At 67.2% G+C, this 19,731-nt stretch carries 20 protein-coding genes; 6 read left to right on the top strand and 14 right to left on the bottom strand.

The genetic code is table 11. The features are described 5' to 3' along the window. Window positions 1-15: 15 nt before the first annotated feature. On the top strand, window positions 16-381 hold the full coding sequence (locus EES48_RS10060) for a bleomycin resistance protein (protein ID WP_122466340.1): 366 nt from the start codon (window positions 16-18) through the stop codon (window positions 379-381). 56 nt (window positions 382-437) lie between these two features. Here the strand turns inward: EES48_RS10060 and pnp are convergent, their stop codons facing one another. The 6 genes from pnp to EES48_RS10030 form a co-directional block, all read right to left on the bottom strand. After that, window positions 438-2,681, bottom strand: a complete 2,244-nt coding sequence (gene pnp, locus EES48_RS10055; protein WP_122466338.1) for a polyribonucleotide nucleotidyltransferase — start codon at window positions 2,679-2,681, stop codon at window positions 438-440. Between the two features lie 250 nt (window positions 2,682-2,931). Continuing rightward, window positions 2,932-3,201, bottom strand: a complete 270-nt coding sequence (gene rpsO, locus EES48_RS10050) for a 30S ribosomal protein S15 (protein WP_122466336.1) — start codon at window positions 3,199-3,201, stop codon at window positions 2,932-2,934. Window positions 3,202-3,282: 81 nt separating this feature from the next. Then, on the bottom strand, window positions 3,283-4,215 hold the full coding sequence (gene truB / locus EES48_RS10045) for a tRNA pseudouridine(55) synthase TruB (RefSeq protein ID WP_122466334.1): 933 nt from the start codon (window positions 4,213-4,215) through the stop codon (window positions 3,283-3,285). A 2-nt stretch (window positions 4,216-4,217) separates the two neighbouring features. Beyond that, window positions 4,218-4,664, bottom strand: a complete 447-nt coding sequence (gene rbfA / locus EES48_RS10040) for a 30S ribosome-binding factor RbfA (protein WP_122466332.1) — start codon at window positions 4,662-4,664, stop codon at window positions 4,218-4,220. 97 nt (window positions 4,665-4,761) lie between these two features. Beyond that, window positions 4,762-5,448, bottom strand: coding sequence for a response regulator transcription factor (locus EES48_RS10035; RefSeq protein ID WP_122466330.1), 687 nt, complete (start codon window positions 5,446-5,448; stop codon window positions 4,762-4,764). Between the two features lie 63 nt (window positions 5,449-5,511). Then, window positions 5,512-6,186, bottom strand: coding sequence for a YggS family pyridoxal phosphate-dependent enzyme (locus EES48_RS10030; RefSeq protein WP_122466327.1), 675 nt, complete (start codon window positions 6,184-6,186; stop codon window positions 5,512-5,514). Here EES48_RS10030 and EES48_RS10025 point away from each other — a divergent pair. Beyond that, a complete protein-coding gene (locus EES48_RS10025; RefSeq protein WP_122466325.1) occupies window positions 6,185-6,823 on the top strand; it encodes a thiamine phosphate synthase in 639 nt (212 codons plus the stop codon). The genes EES48_RS10030 and EES48_RS10025 overlap by 2 nt on opposite strands. Here the strand turns inward: EES48_RS10025 and EES48_RS10020 are convergent. Next, window positions 6,813-7,220: an NtrZ family periplasmic regulatory protein gene (locus EES48_RS10020; protein WP_122466322.1), complete on the bottom strand. Its 408-nt coding sequence runs from the start codon at window positions 7,218-7,220 to the stop codon at window positions 6,813-6,815. The two genes, EES48_RS10025 and EES48_RS10020, sit on opposite strands and share 11 nt — an antisense overlap. Before the next feature lie 333 nt (window positions 7,221-7,553). Between EES48_RS10020 and EES48_RS10015 the strand changes: the two genes are divergently transcribed. Genes EES48_RS10015 through holA form a run of 4 tightly spaced genes read left to right on the top strand, consistent with a single transcriptional unit; the run spans window position 7,554 to window position 12,180 of the window. Then, window positions 7,554-7,994: a DUF3576 domain-containing protein gene (locus EES48_RS10015; RefSeq protein ID WP_122466319.1), complete on the top strand. Its 441-nt coding sequence runs from the start codon at window positions 7,554-7,556 to the stop codon at window positions 7,992-7,994. Window positions 7,995-8,044: 50 nt separating this feature from the next. Continuing rightward, window positions 8,045-10,606 (top strand): leucine--tRNA ligase, encoded by a 2,562-nt coding sequence (leuS, locus tag EES48_RS10010; protein WP_122466317.1) that lies wholly within the window; start codon window positions 8,045-8,047, stop codon window positions 10,604-10,606. Beyond that, complete coding sequence (lptE, locus tag EES48_RS10005; RefSeq protein ID WP_240623313.1) at window positions 10,603-11,115, top strand: LPS assembly lipoprotein LptE; 513 nt, start codon at window positions 10,603-10,605, stop codon at window positions 11,113-11,115. Before leuS ends, lptE begins: the two co-directional genes overlap by 4 nt. A gap of 15 nt (window positions 11,116-11,130) precedes the next feature. Further along, window positions 11,131-12,180: a DNA polymerase III subunit delta gene (gene holA, locus EES48_RS10000; protein ID WP_122466314.1), complete on the top strand. Its 1,050-nt coding sequence runs from the start codon at window positions 11,131-11,133 to the stop codon at window positions 12,178-12,180. On the opposite strand, the gene EES48_RS09995 is transcribed toward holA, so the two are convergent. The 7 genes from EES48_RS09995 to rho all read right to left on the bottom strand — a co-directional run bounded on the left by EES48_RS09995 (window position 12,177) and on the right by rho (window position 19,556). Further along, complete coding sequence (locus tag EES48_RS09995) at window positions 12,177-13,052, bottom strand: ParB/RepB/Spo0J family partition protein (RefSeq protein WP_122466311.1); 876 nt, start codon at window positions 13,050-13,052, stop codon at window positions 12,177-12,179. The genes holA and EES48_RS09995 overlap by 4 nt on opposite strands. A 10-nt stretch (window positions 13,053-13,062) precedes the next feature. Beyond that, entirely contained in the window at window positions 13,063-13,860 is a 798-nt protein-coding gene (locus tag EES48_RS09990; protein WP_122466913.1) for a ParA family protein, read from the bottom strand. Window positions 13,861-13,867: 7 nt separating this feature from the next. Continuing rightward, the gene (gene rsmG, locus EES48_RS09985) at window positions 13,868-14,458 is read right to left on the bottom strand and encodes a 16S rRNA (guanine(527)-N(7))-methyltransferase RsmG (protein WP_122466911.1); all 591 of its coding nucleotides are present in this window, start codon (window positions 14,456-14,458) and stop codon (window positions 13,868-13,870) included. A 50-nt stretch (window positions 14,459-14,508) separates the two neighbouring features. Next, on the bottom strand, window positions 14,509-16,359 hold the full coding sequence (gene mnmG, locus EES48_RS09980; RefSeq protein WP_122466908.1) for a tRNA uridine-5-carboxymethylaminomethyl(34) synthesis enzyme MnmG: 1,851 nt from the start codon (window positions 16,357-16,359) through the stop codon (window positions 14,509-14,511). A 103-nt stretch (window positions 16,360-16,462) separates the two neighbouring features. Further along, window positions 16,463-17,758 (bottom strand): tRNA uridine-5-carboxymethylaminomethyl(34) synthesis GTPase MnmE, encoded by a 1,296-nt coding sequence (gene mnmE / locus EES48_RS09975; protein WP_122466309.1) that lies wholly within the window; start codon window positions 17,756-17,758, stop codon window positions 16,463-16,465. A 7-nt stretch (window positions 17,759-17,765) separates the two neighbouring features. Beyond that, entirely contained in the window at window positions 17,766-17,999 is a 234-nt protein-coding gene (locus tag EES48_RS09970; RefSeq protein WP_122466306.1) for a DUF6489 family protein, read from the bottom strand. A 72-nt stretch (window positions 18,000-18,071) separates the two neighbouring features. After that, window positions 18,072-19,556: a transcription termination factor Rho gene (rho, locus tag EES48_RS09965; RefSeq protein ID WP_122466304.1), complete on the bottom strand. Its 1,485-nt coding sequence runs from the start codon at window positions 19,554-19,556 to the stop codon at window positions 18,072-18,074. Between the last annotated feature and the right edge of the window lie 175 nt (window positions 19,557-19,731).

Raw genomic sequence — 19,731 nt, 5'->3', positions numbered from 1 at the left:
TCGCTGGAGGGCGCCGTGACTGACCACGCCACACCGAACCTCCCGGCCCGGGATTTCGAGACCACCTCGCGCTTCTATCAGGCGCTGGGCTTCGAGCAGGGCTGGCGCGACGGCGGCTGGATGATCCTGTCGCGGGGCGGGGTCCAGCTGGAGTTCTTCCCCTACCCCGACCTCGATCCGGCCCAGAGCAGCTTCGGCGCCTGTCTGCGGCTCGACAACCTGATCGGCTTCTATGCGGCGTGCACGGCGGCCGGCGTTCCGGAGCAGCGAACCGGCGCGCCCCGCCTGCAGCCCCCGCGCCGCGAAAGCTCCGGCCTGACCATCGCCTACATGGTCGACCCCGATGGCAGCCTGCTCAGGCTGATCCAGAACCCGGAATAGAAAGAAGGCCCCGCCGTCGCCGGCGGGGCCTCCTTCATTTCAGATCGGCGATGCGATCAGTCGCGACGGCGGCCGCGGCCGCGGTCGCCGCCCCGGTCACGATCGCCGCCTTCGCGGCGCGGACGACCGCCGGTGTCGTCCGACAGCGGGGCTTCACCGCGTTCGGCGCGCTCGGCGTTGATCTTGTCGGTGATGTCCTCGCCGGTCGCCTGATCGACGACCTTCATCGACAGCTTGGTCTTGCCGCGATCGTCCATGCCCAGGAACTTGACCTTGACCTCCTGGCCTTCCGAAACGACGTCGGCCGGATTGGCGACCCGCTCCAGAGCCATCTGGGAGACGTGGACCAGGCCGTCCTTGGCGCCGAAGAAGTTCACGAAGGCGCCGAAGTCGACGACCTTCACGACCTTGCCGGTGTAGATCACGCCCTGTTCGGGCTCCGAGGTCAGCGAGGTGATCCAGTCGCGGGCGGCGTCGATCTTCTCCTGATCCGAGGCGGCGATCTTGACCGTGCCGTCGTCCTCGATGTTGACCTTGGCGCCGGTCTTTTCGACGATCTCGCGGATGATCTTGCCGCCGGTGCCGATCACGTCGCGGATCTTGTCGGTGGGGATCTTGATCGACTCGATCTTGGGCGCGAACTCGCCCAGCTCGGTGCGGGCGCCATCGATGGCCTTGTCCATCTCGTCGAGGATGTGAAGGCGGCCGGCCGAAGCCTGGGCGATGGCCTTCTTCATGATCTCCTCGGTGATGCCGGCGACCTTGATGTCCATCTGCAGCGAGGTGATGCCGTCACGGGTGCCGGCGACCTTGAAGTCCATGTCGCCCAGGTGGTCTTCGTCACCCAGGATATCCGACAGGATGGCGAACTCGCCCGACGGCTCCAGGATCAGGCCCATGGCGATGCCCGAGACGGGCTTCTTCAGGGGCACACCCGCATCCATCAGGGCCAGCGACGATCCGCAGACCGTGGCCATGGAGGAGGAGCCGTTCGACTCGGTGATCTCCGACACCAGACGGATCGTATAGGGGAAGTCTTCTGACGACGGCAGCATCGGACGGATCGCCCGCCAGGCCAGCTTGCCGTGACCGATTTCCCGACGGCCCGCGCCGCCCATCCGACCGGTCTCACCGACCGAGTAGGGGGGAAAGTTGTAGTGCAGGAGGAACTTCTCCTTGTACGTCCCGGTCAGGGCGTCGATGTACTGCTCGTCCTCGCCGGTGCCCAGAGTGGCGACCACGATGGCTTGCGTTTCACCGCGGGTGAACAGAGCCGAGCCGTGGGTGCGCGGGAAGACGCCGACTTCCGAGACGATGTCCCGGACCTTGTCGAGCGCGCGGCCGTCGACCCGGTGGCCATTGTCGATGATGTCGCGACGCAGGACGTGGGCCTCGCATTCCTTGAAGGCCGAGGCGAACTTGGCGCTCTCGACCCCGTCGGGGTTCTCGTCGGTCTTGACCAGGGCCTCGGCGGCCTTCTTCTTGGCCACGTCGACGCCGGTGCGGCGCTCGTACTTGCCGGCGTGGGTGTAGGCGGCCTTGATGTCCTCGCCGACCATTGACTGGATCTTGGCGACGACGTCGGAGTGGTCCTCGGCCTGGAAGTCGAAGGGCTCCTTGGCGGCGTGCTCGGCCATTTCGATGATGGCGTCGATCACCGGCTGCATGCCCTTGTGGGCGAACATCAGGGCGTCGAGGAAGGTGTCTTCCGACAGCTCCTTGGCCTCGGACTCGACCATCATCAGGGCGTCCTGGGTGCCGGCCACCACCAGGTCCAGGTCCGAATCCGGCATCTGGTCGATGGTTGGGTTCAGCACCAGCTCGCCGTCGACGTAGCCGACACGCGCGGCGCCGATCGGGCCCATGAAGGGCACGCCCGAAATGGTCAGGGCGGCGGAGGCGGCGACCAGGCCGACGATGTCCGGGTCATTCTCCATGTCGTGCTGCAGCACGGTGATGACGACCTGGGTCTCGTTCTTGAAGCCCTTGACGAACAGCGGGCGGATCGGACGGTCGATCAGGCGGGAAACCAGGGTTTCCTTCTCGGTCGGACGGCCTTCACGCTTGAAATAACCGCCCGGGATCTTGCCGGCGGCGAAGGTCTTTTCCTGATAGTTCACGGTCAGGGGAAAGAAATCGAGGCCGGGCTTGGGCGCGCGGCCATAGACGACGGTGGCCAGGACCACGGTCTCGCCGTAGGTCGCGAGCACCGCGCCGTCGGCCTGACGGGCGATACGGCCCGTCTCCAGGGTCAGCGGGCGTCCGGCCCACTCGATCGTCTTGCGTTTGATGTCGAACATTCTTCGTCTTTCGTCTCCCGGCGGCGAATTCCGCGCGGGGTCCCAGCATGGGGGTGGAGCGTCGGGCGTTCAGTCCTTCGGTCCAGGGATCGCCGCGCCATCGCGGACAATCCGGGAAGTTGAGGACCAGGTGAGGCCCTCGCGTCAAAGCGCCGGAAATCCCGCGGCGCGCGGGTGGTTCTGGATGCGGAACGAGGCGCGGGCATGACGCCCGCGCCTCGAAAAACTTTATCCGCTGCCGGATCGCGCCTTAGCGGCGCAGGCCCAGCTTGCCGATCAGGGCGGTATAGCGCTCGCGATCGACCTTGTTCAGGTGGTCAAGAAGCCGCCGGCGTTGCGAGACCATCTTGAGCAGGCCGCGACGCGAGTGGTTGTCCTTCTTGTGGGTCTTGAAGTGCTCGGTCAGGTTGGCGATGCGTTCCGACAGGATCGCGACCTGAACCTCGGCCGAGCCGGTGTCGCCTTGCGAGCGAGCGTTATCCGCAATGACCTCGGTCTTGCGTTCAGCGGTAATCGACATCGGGTGCTCCTTAAGTGGGCTATCGCTCGGGACGCGGTCCCTCGCTGCTTGAGCCCGGTTGGAGTCTCCGTCGGCAAGGCCTCAGGAGAGGTTGAAAACGCGGTCGGGTTCCAGCCGGCCGGCCCGCATTGAGCAGAGAGCGACGAGCGTTTCGCCATCGAAGGCGGAAACCGTTCGAGAGCCCGACGAAAGCCGGGTCTTGAGGGTCTCCACCTGTCGGGGAAGCAGAACGATCGGCCGACCTTGCCGAAGCTGGAGGGCGTCTTCGGTCGTCACGGCCAGCTCCGGGATGTCGTCCAGGGCGGTCGCGACGGGAAGCAAGCCTTCCGAGGCGGCGCCCCTATGCACCATTTCCGTCAGAGAATCCAGCGTCACGGCGTTCTGGAGCCCGAACGGCCCGACCCGCTCGCGCCCCAGCGCGGAAACGTGCCCCTCGGCGCCCAAGGTCCGGGCCAGGTCGCGGGCCAGGGAGCGGACATAGACGCCCTTGCCGGTGCGGATTGTGATTTCGACGTGATCGGCGTCCGGAGCATTGGTCACAGCCGCCTCGTGGATGGTCACCCGGCGAGCCTGAAGCTCCACCTCCACCCCCTCGCGGGCCAGGTCATAGGCGCGCTGACCGTCCACCCGGATGGCTGAGAAGGCCGGCGGAACCTGGTCGATCTCGCCGACGAAAGCCGGCAGGGCGGCGCGCACCGCCTCCAGCGTCGGCCGCACGTCAGAGCGGCCGATTTCGCGCCCCTCGCGGTCGACGCTGTCGGTCGAGACGCCCCACTGGATGGAGAAGCGATAGATCTTCTCGGCCTCCATCATGAAGGGCACGGTCTTGGTCGCCTCGCCCAGCGCGATCGGCAGAATACCGGTGGCCAGCGGGTCGAGCGTTCCGGCATGGCCGGCCTTCTGGGCGTCGAACAGACGGCGCACCCGCGTCACCGCCTCGGTCGACCCGAGCTCCAGCGGCTTGTCCAGGCAGACCCAGCCGTGGATCGGCTGGCCACGCTTTCGGCGGGCCACCCTCAGCCCTCGTCGTCGGGAGCGCGTTCCAGATCAGCCTTGACCTTGGGATCGTCGAGCAGGCGGTTCAGGCGTTCGGCGGCTTCGAAGCTTTCATCGTGGCGAAAACGCAGGTCCGGCGTGAATTTCATGTCGATGTGACGGCCCAGGACGCCGCGGAGGAACTTCGCGTGGGTGTTCAGCGCCTTGACGATCTCCTCGACGTGACCGGCGGTCGGCGCGGTCTGAACCCCGGCGCCGAGCGGCTCGACGAAACAGGTGGCGTGGCGAAGGTCGGGGCTCAAGCGGATTTCGGTCACCGTCACCGACACGTCCTTCAGGGCCGGATCATGGATTTCCTCCTCGCGGAGCACATCGACCAGGGCGTGACGGATCAATTCTCCGGCGCGAAGCTGGCGCTGGGACGGGCCGCTGCCGACGGCGTTGCGGGAAGTCTGCTTGCGGCCCATGAGGCGCTCCTTGTCCTGTCGGCGCCAGGGATCGGACCCGGCGGAAGGGGGCGCGGTGTTAGGCTTGGCCGGCCGGCCTGTCCAGACCGTCGTCCCGTCAGGGCTGCAGCCGATAGCCCCCCGCGTCGGTGACCAGCAGCCGCGCCTGGCCGGGCTCCGGCTCGATCTTCTGACGCAGGCGATAGATGTGAGTCTCCAGGGTGTGGGTCGTCACCCCGGCGTTGTAGCCCCAGACATCGGTCAGCAGCTCCTCGCGCGACACGGCCTTGCCGTCGGCGCGATAGAGATACTTCAGGATGCTGGTTTCCTTTTCCGTCAGCCGGATCTTCTTGCCCTGAGGATCGATCATCACCTTGGCCGCCGGACGGAATTCGTAAGGTCCGATCGAGAACACCGCGTCCTCGGACTGTTCGTGGCTGCGCAGATGGGCGCGGATGCGAGCCAGAAGCACGGCGAAGCGGAAGGGCTTGGTGACATAGTCGTTGGCGCCGGAGTCCAGCCCCAGAATGGCGTCTGCATCTGACGTCTGCCCGGTCAGCATGATGATCGGCGTTGATACTCCCGCCTTCCTCAGCATCCGGCAGGCCTCGCGACCGTCCATGTCAGGCAGGTCGACATCCAGCAGCACCATGTCGGCGCGGACCTCCTTGGCCTGGCGCAGGCCTTCGCCGGCGGTGCCCGCCTGGACAGCGCCGAACTCGTCATACATCTCCAGCTGCTCGGCCAGGGCCTCACGAAGCTCGGCGTCGTCATCGATGATCAGGATGGTCTTTGATTTGGCCATGCCGGGGAGAATGCCTTCAATCGTCGCCGCCGCAAAGGCGACGCTTGGGAGAGGGGAATTTTGTCAGACCGCGGGCCGTGCCCCGAAGATGGCCGAGCCGACCCGTACATGGGTGGCGCCGAAGCGGATGGCGGTCAGGTAATCGTCGCTCATGCCCATGGAAAGCACCGACAGGCCGTTTCGATCCGCCATGCGGCGAAGCAGCGCGAAATGCATGGCCGGCTCCTCCTCGACCGGCGGGATGCACATCAGGCCTGCCGGACCGAGGCCATAGTCCTTGCGCAGGGCGTCGATAAAGCCGTCGAGATCGGCCGGCGCGACTCCGGCCTTCTGCGGCTCCTCGCCCGTATTGACCTGCACCAGCAGCTCCGGCGCGCGGCCTTGGGTCTGGATCGCTTCGGCCAGAGCCTTGGCGAGGCTTGGCCGATCCACGGTCTCAATGGAGTCGAACAGGGCGACGGCGGCGCTCGCCTTGTTGGATTGCAGCGGGCCGATCATGCGCAGGGTGAGGTCCGTTCGATCCCTCTCCGCCCACCGCCCTTCCGCTTCCTGCACCCGGTTCTCGCCGAACACGCGCTGGCCCGCAGCCAGAGCCTGGTCTATCCGCTCTGGGGCCTGGGTCTTGGACACGCAGGTCAGGACCACCGACCCAGGCGCGCGACCGGCCAGCCGCTCGGCCTTGGCGATCCGGCGGCGCACAGTGTCGAGGGCGTCGGCGATCGAGGGAGCATCGGCCATGAGCCTGGATAGCGAAGCCGACCGCCTGTGGCGAGCCGCCCGAGCCCTGTCCGAGGCGGCCGTGACGCCGCATCTGCCGCCGCTGTTGTTCTTCACCGATCCGGACCGGACGCCCGAGCCCTGGATCGTCGCCGCACGGCTGCCGGTCGGAGCGGGGGTGGTGTATCGCGGATTTGGCCGACCGGAGGCGGAAGCGGAGGCCGGACGATTGCGCGCCGTCACCCGGTGCGCGGAGGTCCGTCTGCTGATCGGCAAGGACGCCGACCTGGCCGCAGCGGTCGAGGCCGATGGCGTCCACCTGCCCGGGAGCGACACCGATCGCGCCTCTGACATTCGCCACCGTCATCCCGACTGGCTGATCACAGCCGCCTGGCACCCGGCGCGCGATCCATCGCCGCCCAACGCGAAAGGCCTCGATGCGCTGATCGCCTCCCCGGCTTTCATGCCGGGCGGTCGGTCATCGGCCCCCCCCTTGGGAGCGGTGGGATTGGCGACCGCCGTCGCGGCGTCACAGCTGCCCGTCTATGCCTTGGGCGGCATCACGGCCCGACGTGCGGGCGATCTTGTGCAGTCCGGCGCGTGCGGGATCGCGGCGGTGGACGCGATTGTGAGCGCCTGGGGCGCGATCAGAACTTGAAAATGGTCTCGAGCCGCACGCGCGGTTGGGAGCGACGATCGGCCTCGCCGACGCGGGTCTCGACGTCATCCTGGGCCACCGGAGCCGTGACGCCGACGCGAAGGCGAGGGCTGACGCGGTAATAGGCTCCGGCCTCGACCTGATTCAGCGGGCGGGCGTCGTCTGGCCGAACCACATTGACCGGCGGAGGCGGCACTGCGGTGTCCACGTCCAGGCCGATCCGGCCGCGCAGCCACGACAGGGCGCGGCGCGGCAGCGTGCGCTGTTCGGAAAAGGCGGTGCTGTCGCCATTCAGACGAGGATCGTTGGAAACACGCTGCTGGGCGAACACAGGAGAGGCCCCGGCGACGAGCGCCAAGCCCAGCAGTCCAGCCGTGATCGCGGAAGATACCCGCATTTCCAACCCTCTGGTCCGGCGTCTCGTTTGACCGGACGCGGTTCCATAGCCTCGTCGCATGTCGAAATTCCGACAGTGACGCCGGCGATTAGACACCGCATGAACACCCGGTCAACGCAACGAGGCAGCGTGACCCCGGTTCCGTGACTCTTGGCCGCCGGTTGTGGCCTCCGCGTCACGGAGTCGCCGTCAGGCGGCGCATGAGGGGGATCAGCCGAATCAATCCCCATCCGGGTGTGCTTGTCAGGCCACGTTTTCGCCGTGCTATAGAGCCTTAAGCGATGATCGTGGCGTCGCCCGACGCGCCGCATTCCCACTGACGGAGTTTCTTCCATGGCCATTGTTCGCGGCGCGGTCGTCGCCCTGGTGATCGGCGGCATGACGCTTTCGGGCTGCGGCTCGCTGAACCCCTTCCGCGGCCCGGAGCCGACGGCCGGCGCGGCCGAGGTGGGTATCGGCGTCAACGCCTTCCTGTGGCGCGCCTCGCTGGACACCTTGGCCTTCATGCCCCTGGTCACCGCCGACCCCTGGGGCGGCGTGATCAACTATGACTGGTTCACCAGCCCCGAGGCGCCGAACGAGCGGTTCAAGGCCACGGTCTTCATCCTCGACAGCCGGCTGCGCGCCGACGCCCTGAATGTCTCGGTGGTCAAGGAGGCGCGCGACGCTTCGGGCCAGTGGATCGCTCAGCCGGTGGCCGCCCAGACCGAGACGGACCTGGAGAACGCCATCCTGACCCGGGCCCGCCAGCTCAACCTATCGACGGTTCGCTGAGTCTCCTCACCAACTCGACCGCTCCTCCTGCCTGAAAGTCTCCCCGCCTGATGGCGCGCTACGATCCCAAGTCGGCCGAACCCCGCCAGCAGGCTCGCTGGGCCGAGGCCCGGGCCTTCGTCACGCCTGACCACGACACCGGCCGGCCGAAATACTATGTCCTTGAAATGTTTCCGTATCCCAGCGGGAACATCCATATGGGCCACGCCCGCAACTATGTCATGGGCGACGTCGTCGCGCGGCTGAAACGGGCCCAAGGCTTCGACGTGCTGCACCCCATGGGCTGGGACGCCTTCGGCATGCCGGCCGAGAATGCGGCCATGGAACGCGGCGTCCATCCGGGCGACTGGACCTGGTCCAACATCGCGACCATGCGCGACCAGCTGAAGCTGCTGGGCCTGTCCCTGGACTGGTCCAGAGAATTCGCCACCTGCGATCCGACCTACTACGGCAAGCAGCAGGCCTGGTTCCTGGAGCTGTTCAGCCGCGGCCTGGTCTATCGCAAGGATGGCGTGGTCAATTGGGACCCGGTCGACAACACCGTGCTGGCCAACGAGCAGGTCATCGACGGACGCGGCTGGCGCTCCGGCGCGGTGGTTGAGAAGCGCAAGCTGAACCAGTGGTTCCTGCGCATCACCGACTACGCCGACGACTTGATTGAAGGCTTGGGCGAGCTGGAGCGCTGGCCTGACAAGGTCCGCCTGATGCAGGAGAACTGGATCGGCCGCTCCAAGGGTCTGAAGATGACCTGGCGCTGGATTGGGGACGCCCCCGCCGAAGCGCCGGAAGGTCTGGAAGTCTACACGACGCGGCCCGACACCCTGTTCGGGGCCAGCTTCATGGGGATCGCGCCCGATCATCCCATCGCCAAGGCGCTGGCCGAAGCGAACCCCGAGGTTGCCGCCTTCGTGGCCGAATGCCGCAAGGGCGGCTCCAGCCAGGCCGACATCGAACAGGCCGAAAAGATCGGCTGGAACACGGGCCTCAGGGTCCGCCATCCCTTCGATGGCCGCGAGGTGTCGGTCTGGATCGCCAACTTCATCCTGTCGGAATACGGCACGGGCGCCATCTTCGGCTGCCCGGCCCACGACCAGCGGGATCTGGAGTTCGCCGAAAAGTATGGCCTGCCAGTCATACCGGTGGTCAGGCCCGAAGGCGCCGGCGACGATTTCGTAGTCTCAGGCGAAGCCTATGTCGGCCCCGGACGTCTGTTTCACTCCGACTTCCTGGACGGGCTGGAGATCGAGGCCGCCAAGGCCGAGGCGATCCGTCGGATCGAGGGCATGGGCCAGGGGCAGGGCGCGACCATCTATCGCCTGCGCGACTGGGGCGTGTCGCGCCAGCGCTACTGGGGCTGCCCCATCCCCATCATCCACTGTCAGGCCTGCGGCGTCGTGCCGGCGCCGGCGGACCAGCTGCCGGTAGAACTGCCCCAGGACGTGACCTTCGACGTGCCCGGCAACCCGCTGGAGCGCCATCCGACCTGGAAACATGTCGCCTGTCCGTCCTGTGGCGGCGAGGCGACCCGCGAGACCGACACCCTGGACACCTTCGTGGACTCCAGCTGGTATTTTGCTCGTTTCGCCGATCCCAAGGCGGCCGAGCCGATCAACGCCGCCGCCGCCGCCCGCTGGCTGCCGGTCGACCAGTATATCGGCGGGGTCGAGCATGCGGTGCTGCACCTGCTCTATGCCCGGTTCATCAGCCGCGCCCTGTCCGACGCCGGCCTGATGAACGTCAGGGAGCCCTTCGCCGGCCTGTTCACCCAGGGCATGGTGGTTCACGAGACCTACAAGACCACCGACGGCAAATGGGTCGAGCCTGCGGACGTCGATCTGATAACCGAGGGCGGGCAGCGCCGCGCCGTGCGCCTGTCGACCGGCGAGGCTCTGACCATCGGCGACATCGAAAAGATGTCCAAGTCCAAGAAGAACGTGGTCGCGCCCCAAGACATCATCGACGCCTATGGCGTGGACGCCGGCCGCCTGTTCGTCCTGTCCGACAGCCCGCCCGAGCGCGACGTTCAGTGGACCACGGGCGGAGTGGAGGGCGCCAGCCGCTTCGTCCAGCGCGTCTGGGCCGAGTTCGACGGGTTCGATGCCGATGCGCCGGCCGACGCCGCCCAGGCTGAGAGCCTGGTCCGCGAAACCCACAAGGCCATCAAGGCGGTGACCGACGGCGTCCAGGGGTTCCGCTTTAACGCCGCCATCGCCAAACTCTACGCCTTCCTGGCCGTGGTGAAGGCTCATGACCGGGCGGGCGGGGCGGCCCGCGGAGAGGCGTTGTCCGCCCTGGCCCGTTTGATCGCTCCCTTCACCCCGCACCTGGCCGAGGAGGGCTGGGCGCGGTTGGATCACACCGGCCTGATCCTGGATGCTCCGTGGCCGGAGTATGACCCGAAACTGGCGGCCGACGACGCCGTCACCCTGCCGATCCAGATCGGCGGCAAGCGGCGCAGCGAGCTGGTCATGCCGCGCGGGGCCGATCCCGCCGAGGTCGAGGCCGCCGCCCTGGCCGACCAGGCGGTGCAGGCCTTTTTGTCCGCCAATGGCCTTTCGGTGAAGAAGGTGATCGTGGTGCCGGACCGCATCGTCAATCTGGTGGCGGCGTGACCGCGCGGTCCGTGGTCCTGGCCATGACCGCCGGTCTGGCGCTGGGCCTGTCGGCCTGCGGCTTCACGCCCCTCTACGGCGAGAACGCGCTGGGCGGCTCCACCGTGGGGGCGGAGCTGTCGCGCATCGCCGTGCAGACGCCGGACAGCCGACTTGGGTTTTCCCTCAAGACGGCGCTGGAAGACCAGCTGGGCTGGGATCGTTCGGCCAGTCCAGACTACACCCTGACGACCAAGCTTGAGCAGGAGCGTTTGCCGCTGGGTCGCCGGATCGACGACACCGCCAGCCGGTTTCAGCTGACCTTAACGGTCGACTGGGTGGTCACCCCGACGACCGGCGGCGCGCCTTTCGGTGACCGGACCACCGCCACCGTCACCTACGCCGCCGTCGATCAGGCCTACGGCTCCATCGCCGCCCAGACCGACGCCGAGGCGCGCCTGACGGCCGAGGCCGCCCGCCTGATCCGCCTCGACATCGCCCGTCGCCTCGCCGGCGCGCTTGAACCTTAGGTCCGGAGGCGGCGCGTGATCCTGTCCAAGCGCCCCGAGGTCGATCGCTTCCTCAGCCAGCCTGACCCGGCCGTGCGCGCCGTCCTGATACACGGCAAGGACCGTGGCGGAGTGGGGGAGCGGGCCCTGGTGCTCTGCCGCAAGCTCGTGCCCGACATCGACGACCCGTTCGACGTCACGGTGCTGACCGAGGCGGACATCGACGCCGATCCGACTCGGCTGGAGGACGCCCTGACCGCCCAGTCGATGACCGGCGGACGACGGCTGGTGCGGCTGCGGCTAGACGGCAAGGCAAGCGTCGACAAGGCGGCGGCCGAGGCGGTCAAGATTCATGCTGACGGCGGCTACAATCCCACCGCCGCCTTGGTGATCGAGGCCGGGGCGCTGGGACGCGACTCCGGGCTGCGCAAGGCCGCCGAGGGCGCCAAGGGCGCGGTCTCCATTGCTGTCTATGACGACGAGATCGGCGATGTGGCTCGCATGACACGAGAGGCCCTGGCCGCCGACCGGGTCGGCCTGGCCTCGGACGCCCTGGAGATCTTTGTCGCCCGGCTTCCACGCGAACGGGGCCTGATGCGGCAGGAGATCGAGCGTCTGATCCTCTATATCGGCCCGGGGTCCGAGCGCACGATCGGCCCTGAGGAGCTGGAAGCCCATCTTGGGGTGGAGCCCGACGCGAGCCTGTTTGATGCGGCGCTCCAGGCCTTCGGCGCCCGCGCCGCCCCGGCCCAGGCCTCGCTGCGACGCGCTCTGGCGGAAGGGGAGCATCCCGCGCAGGCCGTCCGCGCCGTCACCGGACATCTCGGAAAGCTGCGTCGAATCAACGCGCTGACCGCCAATGGCGCGACCGCCAAGGAGGCGGCCAAGGCCGCCGGCGTCTTCTGGAAACAGGAGGCCGAAATGCTGCGTCAGGCCCGCGCCTGGCGCCCCGAATCCGTGGCCGAGGCCGGGGCTTCGGCCCTGGAGGCCGAGCGCGCCTGCAAGTCCACCGGCAGCCCCGATGCCCTGATCGCTGAGCGTCTGCTTCTGGAAGTCGCCGGCCGGGCGCGGCGCCTGGGTCTTTAGCTCCGCATCAAGCGACGGAAAATCTCGTCCAACTGCTCAAGGTCGCGATAGGCGAGGGTCAGCTCGCCCTGGCCGCCCCGATCCCGCAGCGTGACCTTCAGCCCCAAGGCGTCGCCCAGGTCGCTCTCCAGCGCCGCGATGTCAGCCGAACCTTCCACCTGACGAGCGCTGCCAGGCTTCTTCGGCTTCGGCCCCTCGGCCGCCCGGCGGGCAAGAGCCTCCGTCTGTCGTACGTTAAGACCCTCCGCGACGATACGCTCGGCCAAGCTTTCGGCCTCAGGTGAGCCGATCAGGGCGCGGGCATGACCGGCGCTGAGCTCGCCTTTCAGCACCCGGTCCTGAACCGGGCCGGGCAGGTTCATCAGGCGCAGGGTGTTGGCCACATGGCTGCGGCTCTTTCCGACGATCCCGGCCACGGCGTCCTGGGTCCGCCCGAACCGGGTCATCAACAGAGCGTAGGCGTTGGCCTCTTCCAGCGGATTGAGATCCTCGCGCTGAACGTTCTCGATCACCGCCACCTCGAGGGTTTCGGTGTCGTCGAGGTCGCGCTCGACCACCGGCACCGTCTTCAGGCCCGCCAGCTGGGCCGCCCGCCAGCGGCGCTCGCCGGCGATGATCTGCCAGCCCTCACCGCTTGGAGCCTTACGAACCAGGATCGGCTGGATCACCCCACGCTCGCGGATCGACGCCGCCAGTTCGCCAAGCTCGTCGTCGGCGAAGATGTAGCGGGGCTGATCCGGGTTGCGGGCCAGAAGCTCGATCGGCGTTTCGCGTGCTGCGCTGGCCGGGGACACATCGGACGAGGGGGGAGGCGCGTCGGCCCCCATCAGGGCGGAGAGGCCGCGACCCAGGCCGCGCTGGCGTTCGGACATGGAGATCTCCTTAGGCAGCCAGGGTTTCGCGACGACGCCGCTCGCGCGTCACCAGCTCACGGGCCAGGCGCAGATAGGCCTGGCTGCCGGCGCATTTCAGGTCGTAGATCAGGGCCGGCTTGCCGAAGGAAGGGGCCTCGGACACCCGGACATTTCGGGGGATCACCGCCTCATAGACCTTGTCGCCGAAGTGCGCGCGGACATCGGCCGCAACCTGCCCGGACAGGGCGTTGCGACGGTCGTACATGGTCAGAACCAGGCCCTGGATCTCCAGCTTCGGATTGAGGCTATGCCTTACCATGTCGATCGTCTTCATCAGCTGGGTGAGGCCTTCCAGGGCGAAGAATTCGCACTGCAGAGGCACCAGCACGGCGTCGGCGGCGCTCATGGCGTTCAGGGTCAGTAGATTCAGCGACGGCGGGCAATCGATCAACACATAGTCGAACCCGACTTTGTCTCGCTCCACCAGCTGGCTCAGGGCATCGCGCAGGCGGTAGGACCGGCGGTCCGCCTGGCTGAGCTCGATCTCGACGCCCGACATGTCGGCGTCTGCCGGAATGATCGACAGCCCCGGCACGGCCGTCGGCACTGCGGAATCCTCGATCGAGCGCCCATCGACAACGACGTCGTAGATAGTGACCCGCCGTGTTTCACGTGGAACACCCAGCCCCGTGGAGGCATTGCCTTGGGGGTCCATGTCGACAATCAGCACCCGCTCGCCGATCGCGGCCAGAGCCGTACCGAGATTGATGGCTGTTGTGGTCTTGCCGACGCCGCCCTTCTGATTGGCGACAGCCATCACCCGCATGGGACGATCAGCGGCCACGGCGACCTCCCGCCGGCGCGAGCCGACGCGCGGCGGTGACGCGAACCACGCGCCCTCGGTCGTCACTCTGGGAAGGATAGGTCACGGCGTCGATCTTCCAGCTTTTGCGGGCGGAGACCAGTTCGTCATCGACGCTTTCGCCCTTGAGGAACAGCCCTTGCGCCCCGGTTTTCAACAGGGGTTCGGCATATCCCAACAGGCGATCCATCGGCGCCACGGCGCGCGCAGTGGCGATATCTACCGTCAGCCGCACGTCCTCGGCCCGCCCGTTGATGACGTCGGCTGGCAAGGACAGCGCTTGAACCACCGTTTCCAGGAAGCGACACCGCTTGCCCAGACTGTCGACGAGATGGACATGGGCGCCGGGTCGATCCTTGAGGAAGGCGGCGATAACCACGCCCGGCAGCCCGGCGCCCGTCCCAAGATCGGCCCATGTCAGTGCGTCGGGCGCGAGCGGCAACAGCTGCCAGCTGTCGAGCACATGCCGCCGCCAGAAGTCGGGCAGGGTGGCTGGGCCGACCAAGTTCATCACGGCGTTGCCCTCCGTGAGCATTTCGCCATAGCGGGCAAGGTCGCCCATGACGGCGTCGGAGGCGCCGCTCAGCGTTTGGAATTCGGCGGCGTTCACGGTCAGGCGGCGCGGCGCTGGACGTGGGCGAGCAGCGCGGTGAGCGCCCCCGGCGTCACCCCCTCGATCCGCGAGGCCTGTCCCAGAGTCAGGGGGCGAACCCGCTCCAGCTTCTCGCGCACCTCCGTCGAGAGGCCGCCGATGGCGCCATAGTCAAGCGCGGGCGGCAGCGACAGGGATTCCTCGCGGGTCAGGGCCTCCGCATCGGCCGCTTGCCGGTCGAGATAGCCGGCGTACCCCGCATCGACCTCGACCTGTTCGCGAACCTCGCGGCTCCATTCGGCGATTTCCGGCTGAACCGCCTCGAAAGCGGCGAGGGTCACGCCGGGGAAGCCAAGCAGGTCGCGGATCGAGCGTCGGCGGCCGTCGGCGTTGACCGCCAAGCCCAGAGCCTGAGCCTGTTGCGGTGTGAATGAGGTTTCCCTCGAGAGCGAGAAGGCTGCGTCCAAAGCGGAACGCTTGGCCTCAAAGGCTAGAGCCCGGGCGCGTCCAACGATACCTCCGTCGATGCCGATCGGCGTCAGCCGCTGATCGGCGTTGTCGGCGCGGAGAGTCAGACGGTACTCGGCGCGGCTGGTGAACATTCGATAGGGCTCAGTCACTCCCCGCGTCACCAGATCGTCGATCATCACGCCGATATAGGCCTGATCCCGCCGCAGGATTATGGGTTCATGCCCAGCGGCCGCCCGGGCGGCATTCCAGCCAGCCATCAGCCCCTGGGCGCCCGCTTCCTCATAGCCCGTCGTGCCGTTGATCTGGCCGGCGAGATAGAGCCCCGGGCGCGCCTTGACCTGCAGGGCCGGCGTCAGGGCGCGCGGATCGACATAGTCATACTCGATGGCGTAGCCGAAGCGGAACACCTCGACCCGCTCCAGGCCAGGAATGGTCCGCAGGAACTTCAGTTGGGTCTCGTCGGACACCGAGGTCGAAATGCCGTTTGGATAAACCGTCGGATCGTCCAGACCCTCCGGCTCCAGGAAGATCTGGTGTGAGGTCTTGTCGGCGAACCGCACCACCTTGTCCTCGATCGAGGGACAGTAGCGGGGCCCGCGCCCGGAGAGATGCCCGCCATAGACGGCGCTCTCGCCCAGGTTCTCGGCGATGATCCGGTGGGTTTCCTCGTTCGTATGGGTCACGCCGCAGGCGATCTGCGGAACCTCGATCCGGTCGGTCAGGAAGGAGAAGGGAACGGGCTCCGCGTCGGCTGCCTGCATCTCCAGTTGATCCCAGGCGATGGTGCGGCCGTCCAGACGGGCTGGCGTGCCGGTCTTGAGCCTGCCCATCGGCAGGCCCGCGTTAGCCAGATCGGCGGCAAGTCCAGTCGCGGGGGCCTCGCCATGCCGACCTGCCGGAATGCGCAGATCGCCGCGGTGTATGACGCCGTTCAGGAAGGTGCCGGTCGTCAGAACCACAGCGGCGGCGACGATCTCCTGGCCCTCACCCGTGATCACCCCGACAACGCGCCCGCCATCCAGCAGCAGCCGTTCGGCTGCCCCGGCGAGCAGGGTCAGGTTGGAATAGTCGGCGAGTTCCGCCTGCATGGCCTCGCGATAGAGGCGGCGATCAATCTGGCTGCGAGGACCCCGCACGGCGGCGCCCTTGGACCGATTTAGCAGGCGGAACTGGATACCCGAGCGATCCGCGAGCCGGCCCATAAGTCCATCGAGCGCGTCGATCTCACGTACAAGGTGGCCCTTGCCCAAGCCGCCGATGGCCGGATTGCAGGACATTTCGCCGATGGTTTCCAGCGACTGGGTCAGCAGCAGGGTGCTAGCGCCCGCGCGCGCAGACGCGGCGGCAGCTTCGCAGCCGGCGTGACCTCCGCCGATGACAATGACGTCGAAACTCAGCATGGCCGCCACATAGGCCAAAACCTTGGGTTCCGCCACCTCGGCCGCTTGGCAGCGGTACGGCCATACCGCTGTTTCACGTGAAACAGATAACGGTCCGGCGGCCCTACTTGCCGATACAGAAACTGGCGAAGACCTCGCCCAGCACCTCCTCGACGCCCACTTCTCCGGTCACGGAGGACAGGGCTCGACCGGCGGCGCGAAGATCATCGCCCGCCAACTCCGCTCTACCTCGCTCGATCGCGACGGATGCCGACCTTACGTACGAGAGAGCCGCGCCGAGACGCTGGGCATGACGCGCGCGCGTAACGGGGGGAAAGTCAGAGCCCGACAGATCACGCCCCAGCCGTCCGGCCAACCAGTCATGCAGAGCCTCAAGCCCATCGCCAGTTCGCACACTGACCGAAATGCCGGACCCGTCAACGCCCAGATCGCTCTTGGTTTTAACCACCAGATCGTCATCGCGAAACAGGGAGGCGGCGGGACCATCCGCGTCGCCGGGCGCTCGCACCCACAGCCGCAGATCAGCGCTTTCCGCGCGGGCGCGGGCCCGGCGGACGCCTTCGGCTTCAATGGGATCGGCGCTGTCGCGAAGGCCCGCTGTATCGGACAGAGTGACCACATAGCCGCCGATCTCCAGTCGCGCGTCGAGCACATCGCGGGTGGTGCCGGGGATGTCGGTGACGATTGCAGCTTCGCGTGCTACCAAGGCGTTGAACAGGCTGGACTTCCCGGCGTTGGTCTCGCCGATCAGGACGACGGAATAGCCGTCACGGACGCGCCGTCCGCGTTCGCCGTCCGCCAGGGCTGCCTCCAGCATTGCGGCCAGTTCGCCAAGAACGGGACTGGCCTGACGCGCCAGATTGTCCGGGACTTCCTCGTCAGGGAAGTCAATCTCTGCCTCGACAAGAGCCAGGGCGCGCAGCAGGCGCGCGCGGAACCCGCCGTAGGTTTCGGCAAGCGCGCCGCCGAGTTGACCCAGGGCCTGCCGTCTTTGCGCGTCGGATTCGGCATCGATCAGATCGGCCACCGCCTCGGCGCGGGTCAGGTCCAGTTTGCCGTGCTCGAAGGCGCGGCGGGTGAACTCCCCGGGTTCGGCCGGGCGCAGACCGAGATCGAGCAGAGCGCGGGTCACTCCTTCGACCACGGCCGCGCCGCCATGAAGGTGGAGCTCCGCCGCGTCTTCGCCGGTATAGGAGGCTGGCGCGACGAAGCGCAGAACCAGGGCGTCGTCCAGATGTTCGCCTGCGTGAACCAGTGTCCGCAGACTGGCCAGCCTCGGCGTTAGGCTCCCGGCGCCGAGGCGCTCCAGAACGACGCGGCTATCCGGACCAGACAGGCGAATGACGGCGATGGCTCCCCGACCCGGCGGGGTCGCCAGGGCGAAGATGGTGTCGGTCACGGGCGGCTCATTTCTGCCCTGTGACCGCCGCCTCCATCAGGCGGCGGAACTGGTCCTGCGCCTGGATGCCAAAGCTGGTCCAGGTTTTCATCAGCTCTTCGGGCTGCATGGCCGACATATTGTCCTGCATCCGCTTCTGCATCTCGGCCACCATAGCTTCATTCAACGGCGTGACGTCCGGCAAACCCATGAAGGCCCGCGCCTCGACCGGCGTGCACTCAATCTCGACGTTCATCTTCATGCGCGCGCTCCGGTTTCACGTGAAACAGACCCTTGAGCAGCCTCACATCGGATGCGAGGCGACGGGGCAGGATTAGGTGTTCATCGACTGGAAAAAATCCGCGTTGTTCTTGGCGTGCCGCAGTTTGTCGAGCAGGAACTCGATCGCGTCCTGTGGTCCCATCGGATTCAGGATGCGCCGCAACACATAGGTCTTGGTCAGCTGATCCTTGGGTGTGATCAGATCTTCCTTGCGGGTGCCGGACTTGAGCACGTCGATGGCCGGGAAGATGCGCTTGTCGGCCACCTTGCGGTCCAGCACGATCTCGGAGTTGCCGGTGCCCTTGAACTCTTCGAAGATCACCTCGTCCATGCGGCTTCCCGTATCGATCAGGGCCGTGGCGATGATGGTCAGGCTGCCGCCTTCCTCAATGTTGCGCGCGGCGCCGAAGAAGCGCTTGGGCCGCTGCAGGGCGTTGGCGTCCACGCCGCCGGTCAGCACCTTGCCTGAGGAGGGTACGGTGGCGTTGTAGGCCCGGCCCAGGCGGGTGACGGAGTCCAGCAGGATGACCACATCCTTCTTGTGCTCGACCAACCGCTTGGCCTTTTCGATCACCATCTCGGCCACGGCGACGTGCCGGCTGGACGGCTCGTCGAAGGTCGAGGCCACGACTTCACCCTTCACCGTGCGCTGCATGTCGGTGACTTCTTCGGGGCGCTCATCGATCAGCAGGACGATCAGGAAGACTTCGGGGTGATTGGCCTCGATCGACTTGGCGATGTTCTGCAGCATCACCGTCTTGCCCACCCGCGGCGGGGCCACGATCAGGCAGCGCTGGCCCTTGCCCAGAGGGGCGACGATGTCGATTACCCGGCCCGAGCGATCCTTGAGCGTGGGATCCTGGATTTCCATGACCAGACGCGAGTCCGGATAGAGCGGCGTCAGGTTGTCGAAATTGACCTTGGTGCGGACCGTTTCCGGGTCCTCGAAATTAATCGTGTCGACCTTGAGCAGGGCGAAATAGCGCTCGCCCTCGCGCGGGCCACGCACCGTGCCGTGGACGGTGTCGCCGGAACGCAGACCGAAGCGGCGGATCTGGGACGGCGAGACATAGACGTCGTCCGGACCCGGCAGATAGTTGGCGTCGGGGCTGCGCAGGAAGCCGAAGCCGTCGGGCAGGACCTCGAGCACGCCGTCGGCCGAGATCTCGACCTCTTCGTCGGCCAGGGTCTTGAGGATGGCGAACAGCAGATCCTGCTTGCGCAGGTTCGAGGCGTTCTCGATCTCCAGGCCCTCGGCGAAGGCGACCAGGTCGGCCGGCGTCTTGTCCTTAAGCTCCTGAAGGGAGATGCGGCCCGAGGGGACGACGGGGTCGCCGTCGTCGTCGCCGTCGTCGTCGTCCTGATCGACCTCGTCCTGACTACCCGCGTCGCCGGTCGCCGGCTCGGGCTCGGGTTGGGGTGCGGGCTCAGGATCGCGACGCAGGCTCAACCGGGCGCGCTTCTCCGGCGCGGCCTCGGCGGGCGCATCCGTTTCGGTTTCGGGGGTGTCGGGATCGGTGTCGCGCACGTCGGTCATGAGGTCTGCACTCGCTGGCCCGCCGGACGCAGTTCGCCCGTGGGTAATAATCGCTTTAATTTCAGGGCCTTGCGGCCAAGGGAGGGCGACGGGACCGCGCGGGCGTAGGGATTGCTCCCAGGGAGCAGGGGCCAGCGCGCGTCGCAAAAGAAGGGAAGCCGCCGAAGCGGATGCC

It is taken from the genome of Brevundimonas lutea (assembly GCF_003704105.1).
Classification (GTDB): domain Bacteria; phylum Pseudomonadota; class Alphaproteobacteria; order Caulobacterales; family Caulobacteraceae; genus Brevundimonas; species Brevundimonas lutea.
The sequence above is the reverse complement of the archived record's forward strand: the minus strand, read 5'-3'. Positions and strand labels throughout refer to the sequence as shown.

What these genes read in the sequence shown, in the direction of transcription:
- pnp (WP_122466338.1), bottom strand. Translation starts at nt 2,681, where the DNA reads ATGTTCGACATCAAACGCAAGACGATCGAGTGGGCCGGACGCCCGCTG.
- rpsO (WP_122466336.1), bottom strand. Translation starts at nt 3,201, where the DNA reads ATGTCGATTACCGCTGAACGCAAGACCGAGGTCATTGCGGATAACGCT.
- rbfA (WP_122466332.1), bottom strand. Translation starts at nt 4,664, where the DNA reads ATGGGCCGCAAGCAGACTTCCCGCAACGCCGTCGGCAGCGGCCCGTCC.
- EES48_RS10035 (WP_122466330.1), bottom strand. Translation starts at nt 5,448, where the DNA reads ATGGCCAAATCAAAGACCATCCTGATCATCGATGACGACGCCGAGCTT.
- EES48_RS10025 (WP_122466325.1), top strand. Translation starts at nt 6,185, where the DNA reads ATGAGCCTGGATAGCGAAGCCGACCGCCTGTGGCGAGCCGCCCGAGCC.
- EES48_RS10030 (WP_122466327.1), bottom strand. Translation starts at nt 6,186, where the DNA reads ATGGCCGATGCTCCCTCGATCGCCGACGCCCTCGACACTGTGCGCCGC.
- EES48_RS10020 (WP_122466322.1), bottom strand. Translation starts at nt 7,220, where the DNA reads ATGCGGGTATCTTCCGCGATCACGGCTGGACTGCTGGGCTTGGCGCTC.
- EES48_RS10015 (WP_122466319.1), top strand. Translation starts at nt 7,554, where the DNA reads ATGGCCATTGTTCGCGGCGCGGTCGTCGCCCTGGTGATCGGCGGCATG.
- leuS (WP_122466317.1), top strand. Translation starts at nt 8,045, where the DNA reads ATGGCGCGCTACGATCCCAAGTCGGCCGAACCCCGCCAGCAGGCTCGC.
- EES48_RS09995 (WP_122466311.1), bottom strand. Translation starts at nt 13,052, where the DNA reads ATGTCCGAACGCCAGCGCGGCCTGGGTCGCGGCCTCTCCGCCCTGATG.
- EES48_RS09990 (WP_122466913.1), bottom strand. Translation starts at nt 13,860, where the DNA reads ATGCGGGTGATGGCTGTCGCCAATCAGAAGGGCGGCGTCGGCAAGACC.
- rsmG (WP_122466911.1), bottom strand. Translation starts at nt 14,458, where the DNA reads ATGGGCGACCTTGCCCGCTATGGCGAAATGCTCACGGAGGGCAACGCC.
- mnmG (WP_122466908.1), bottom strand. Translation starts at nt 16,359, where the DNA reads ATGCTGAGTTTCGACGTCATTGTCATCGGCGGAGGTCACGCCGGCTGC.
- EES48_RS09970 (WP_122466306.1), bottom strand. Translation starts at nt 17,999, where the DNA reads ATGAAGATGAACGTCGAGATTGAGTGCACGCCGGTCGAGGCGCGGGCC.
- rho (WP_122466304.1), bottom strand. Translation starts at nt 19,556, where the DNA reads ATGACCGACGTGCGCGACACCGATCCCGACACCCCCGAAACCGAAACG.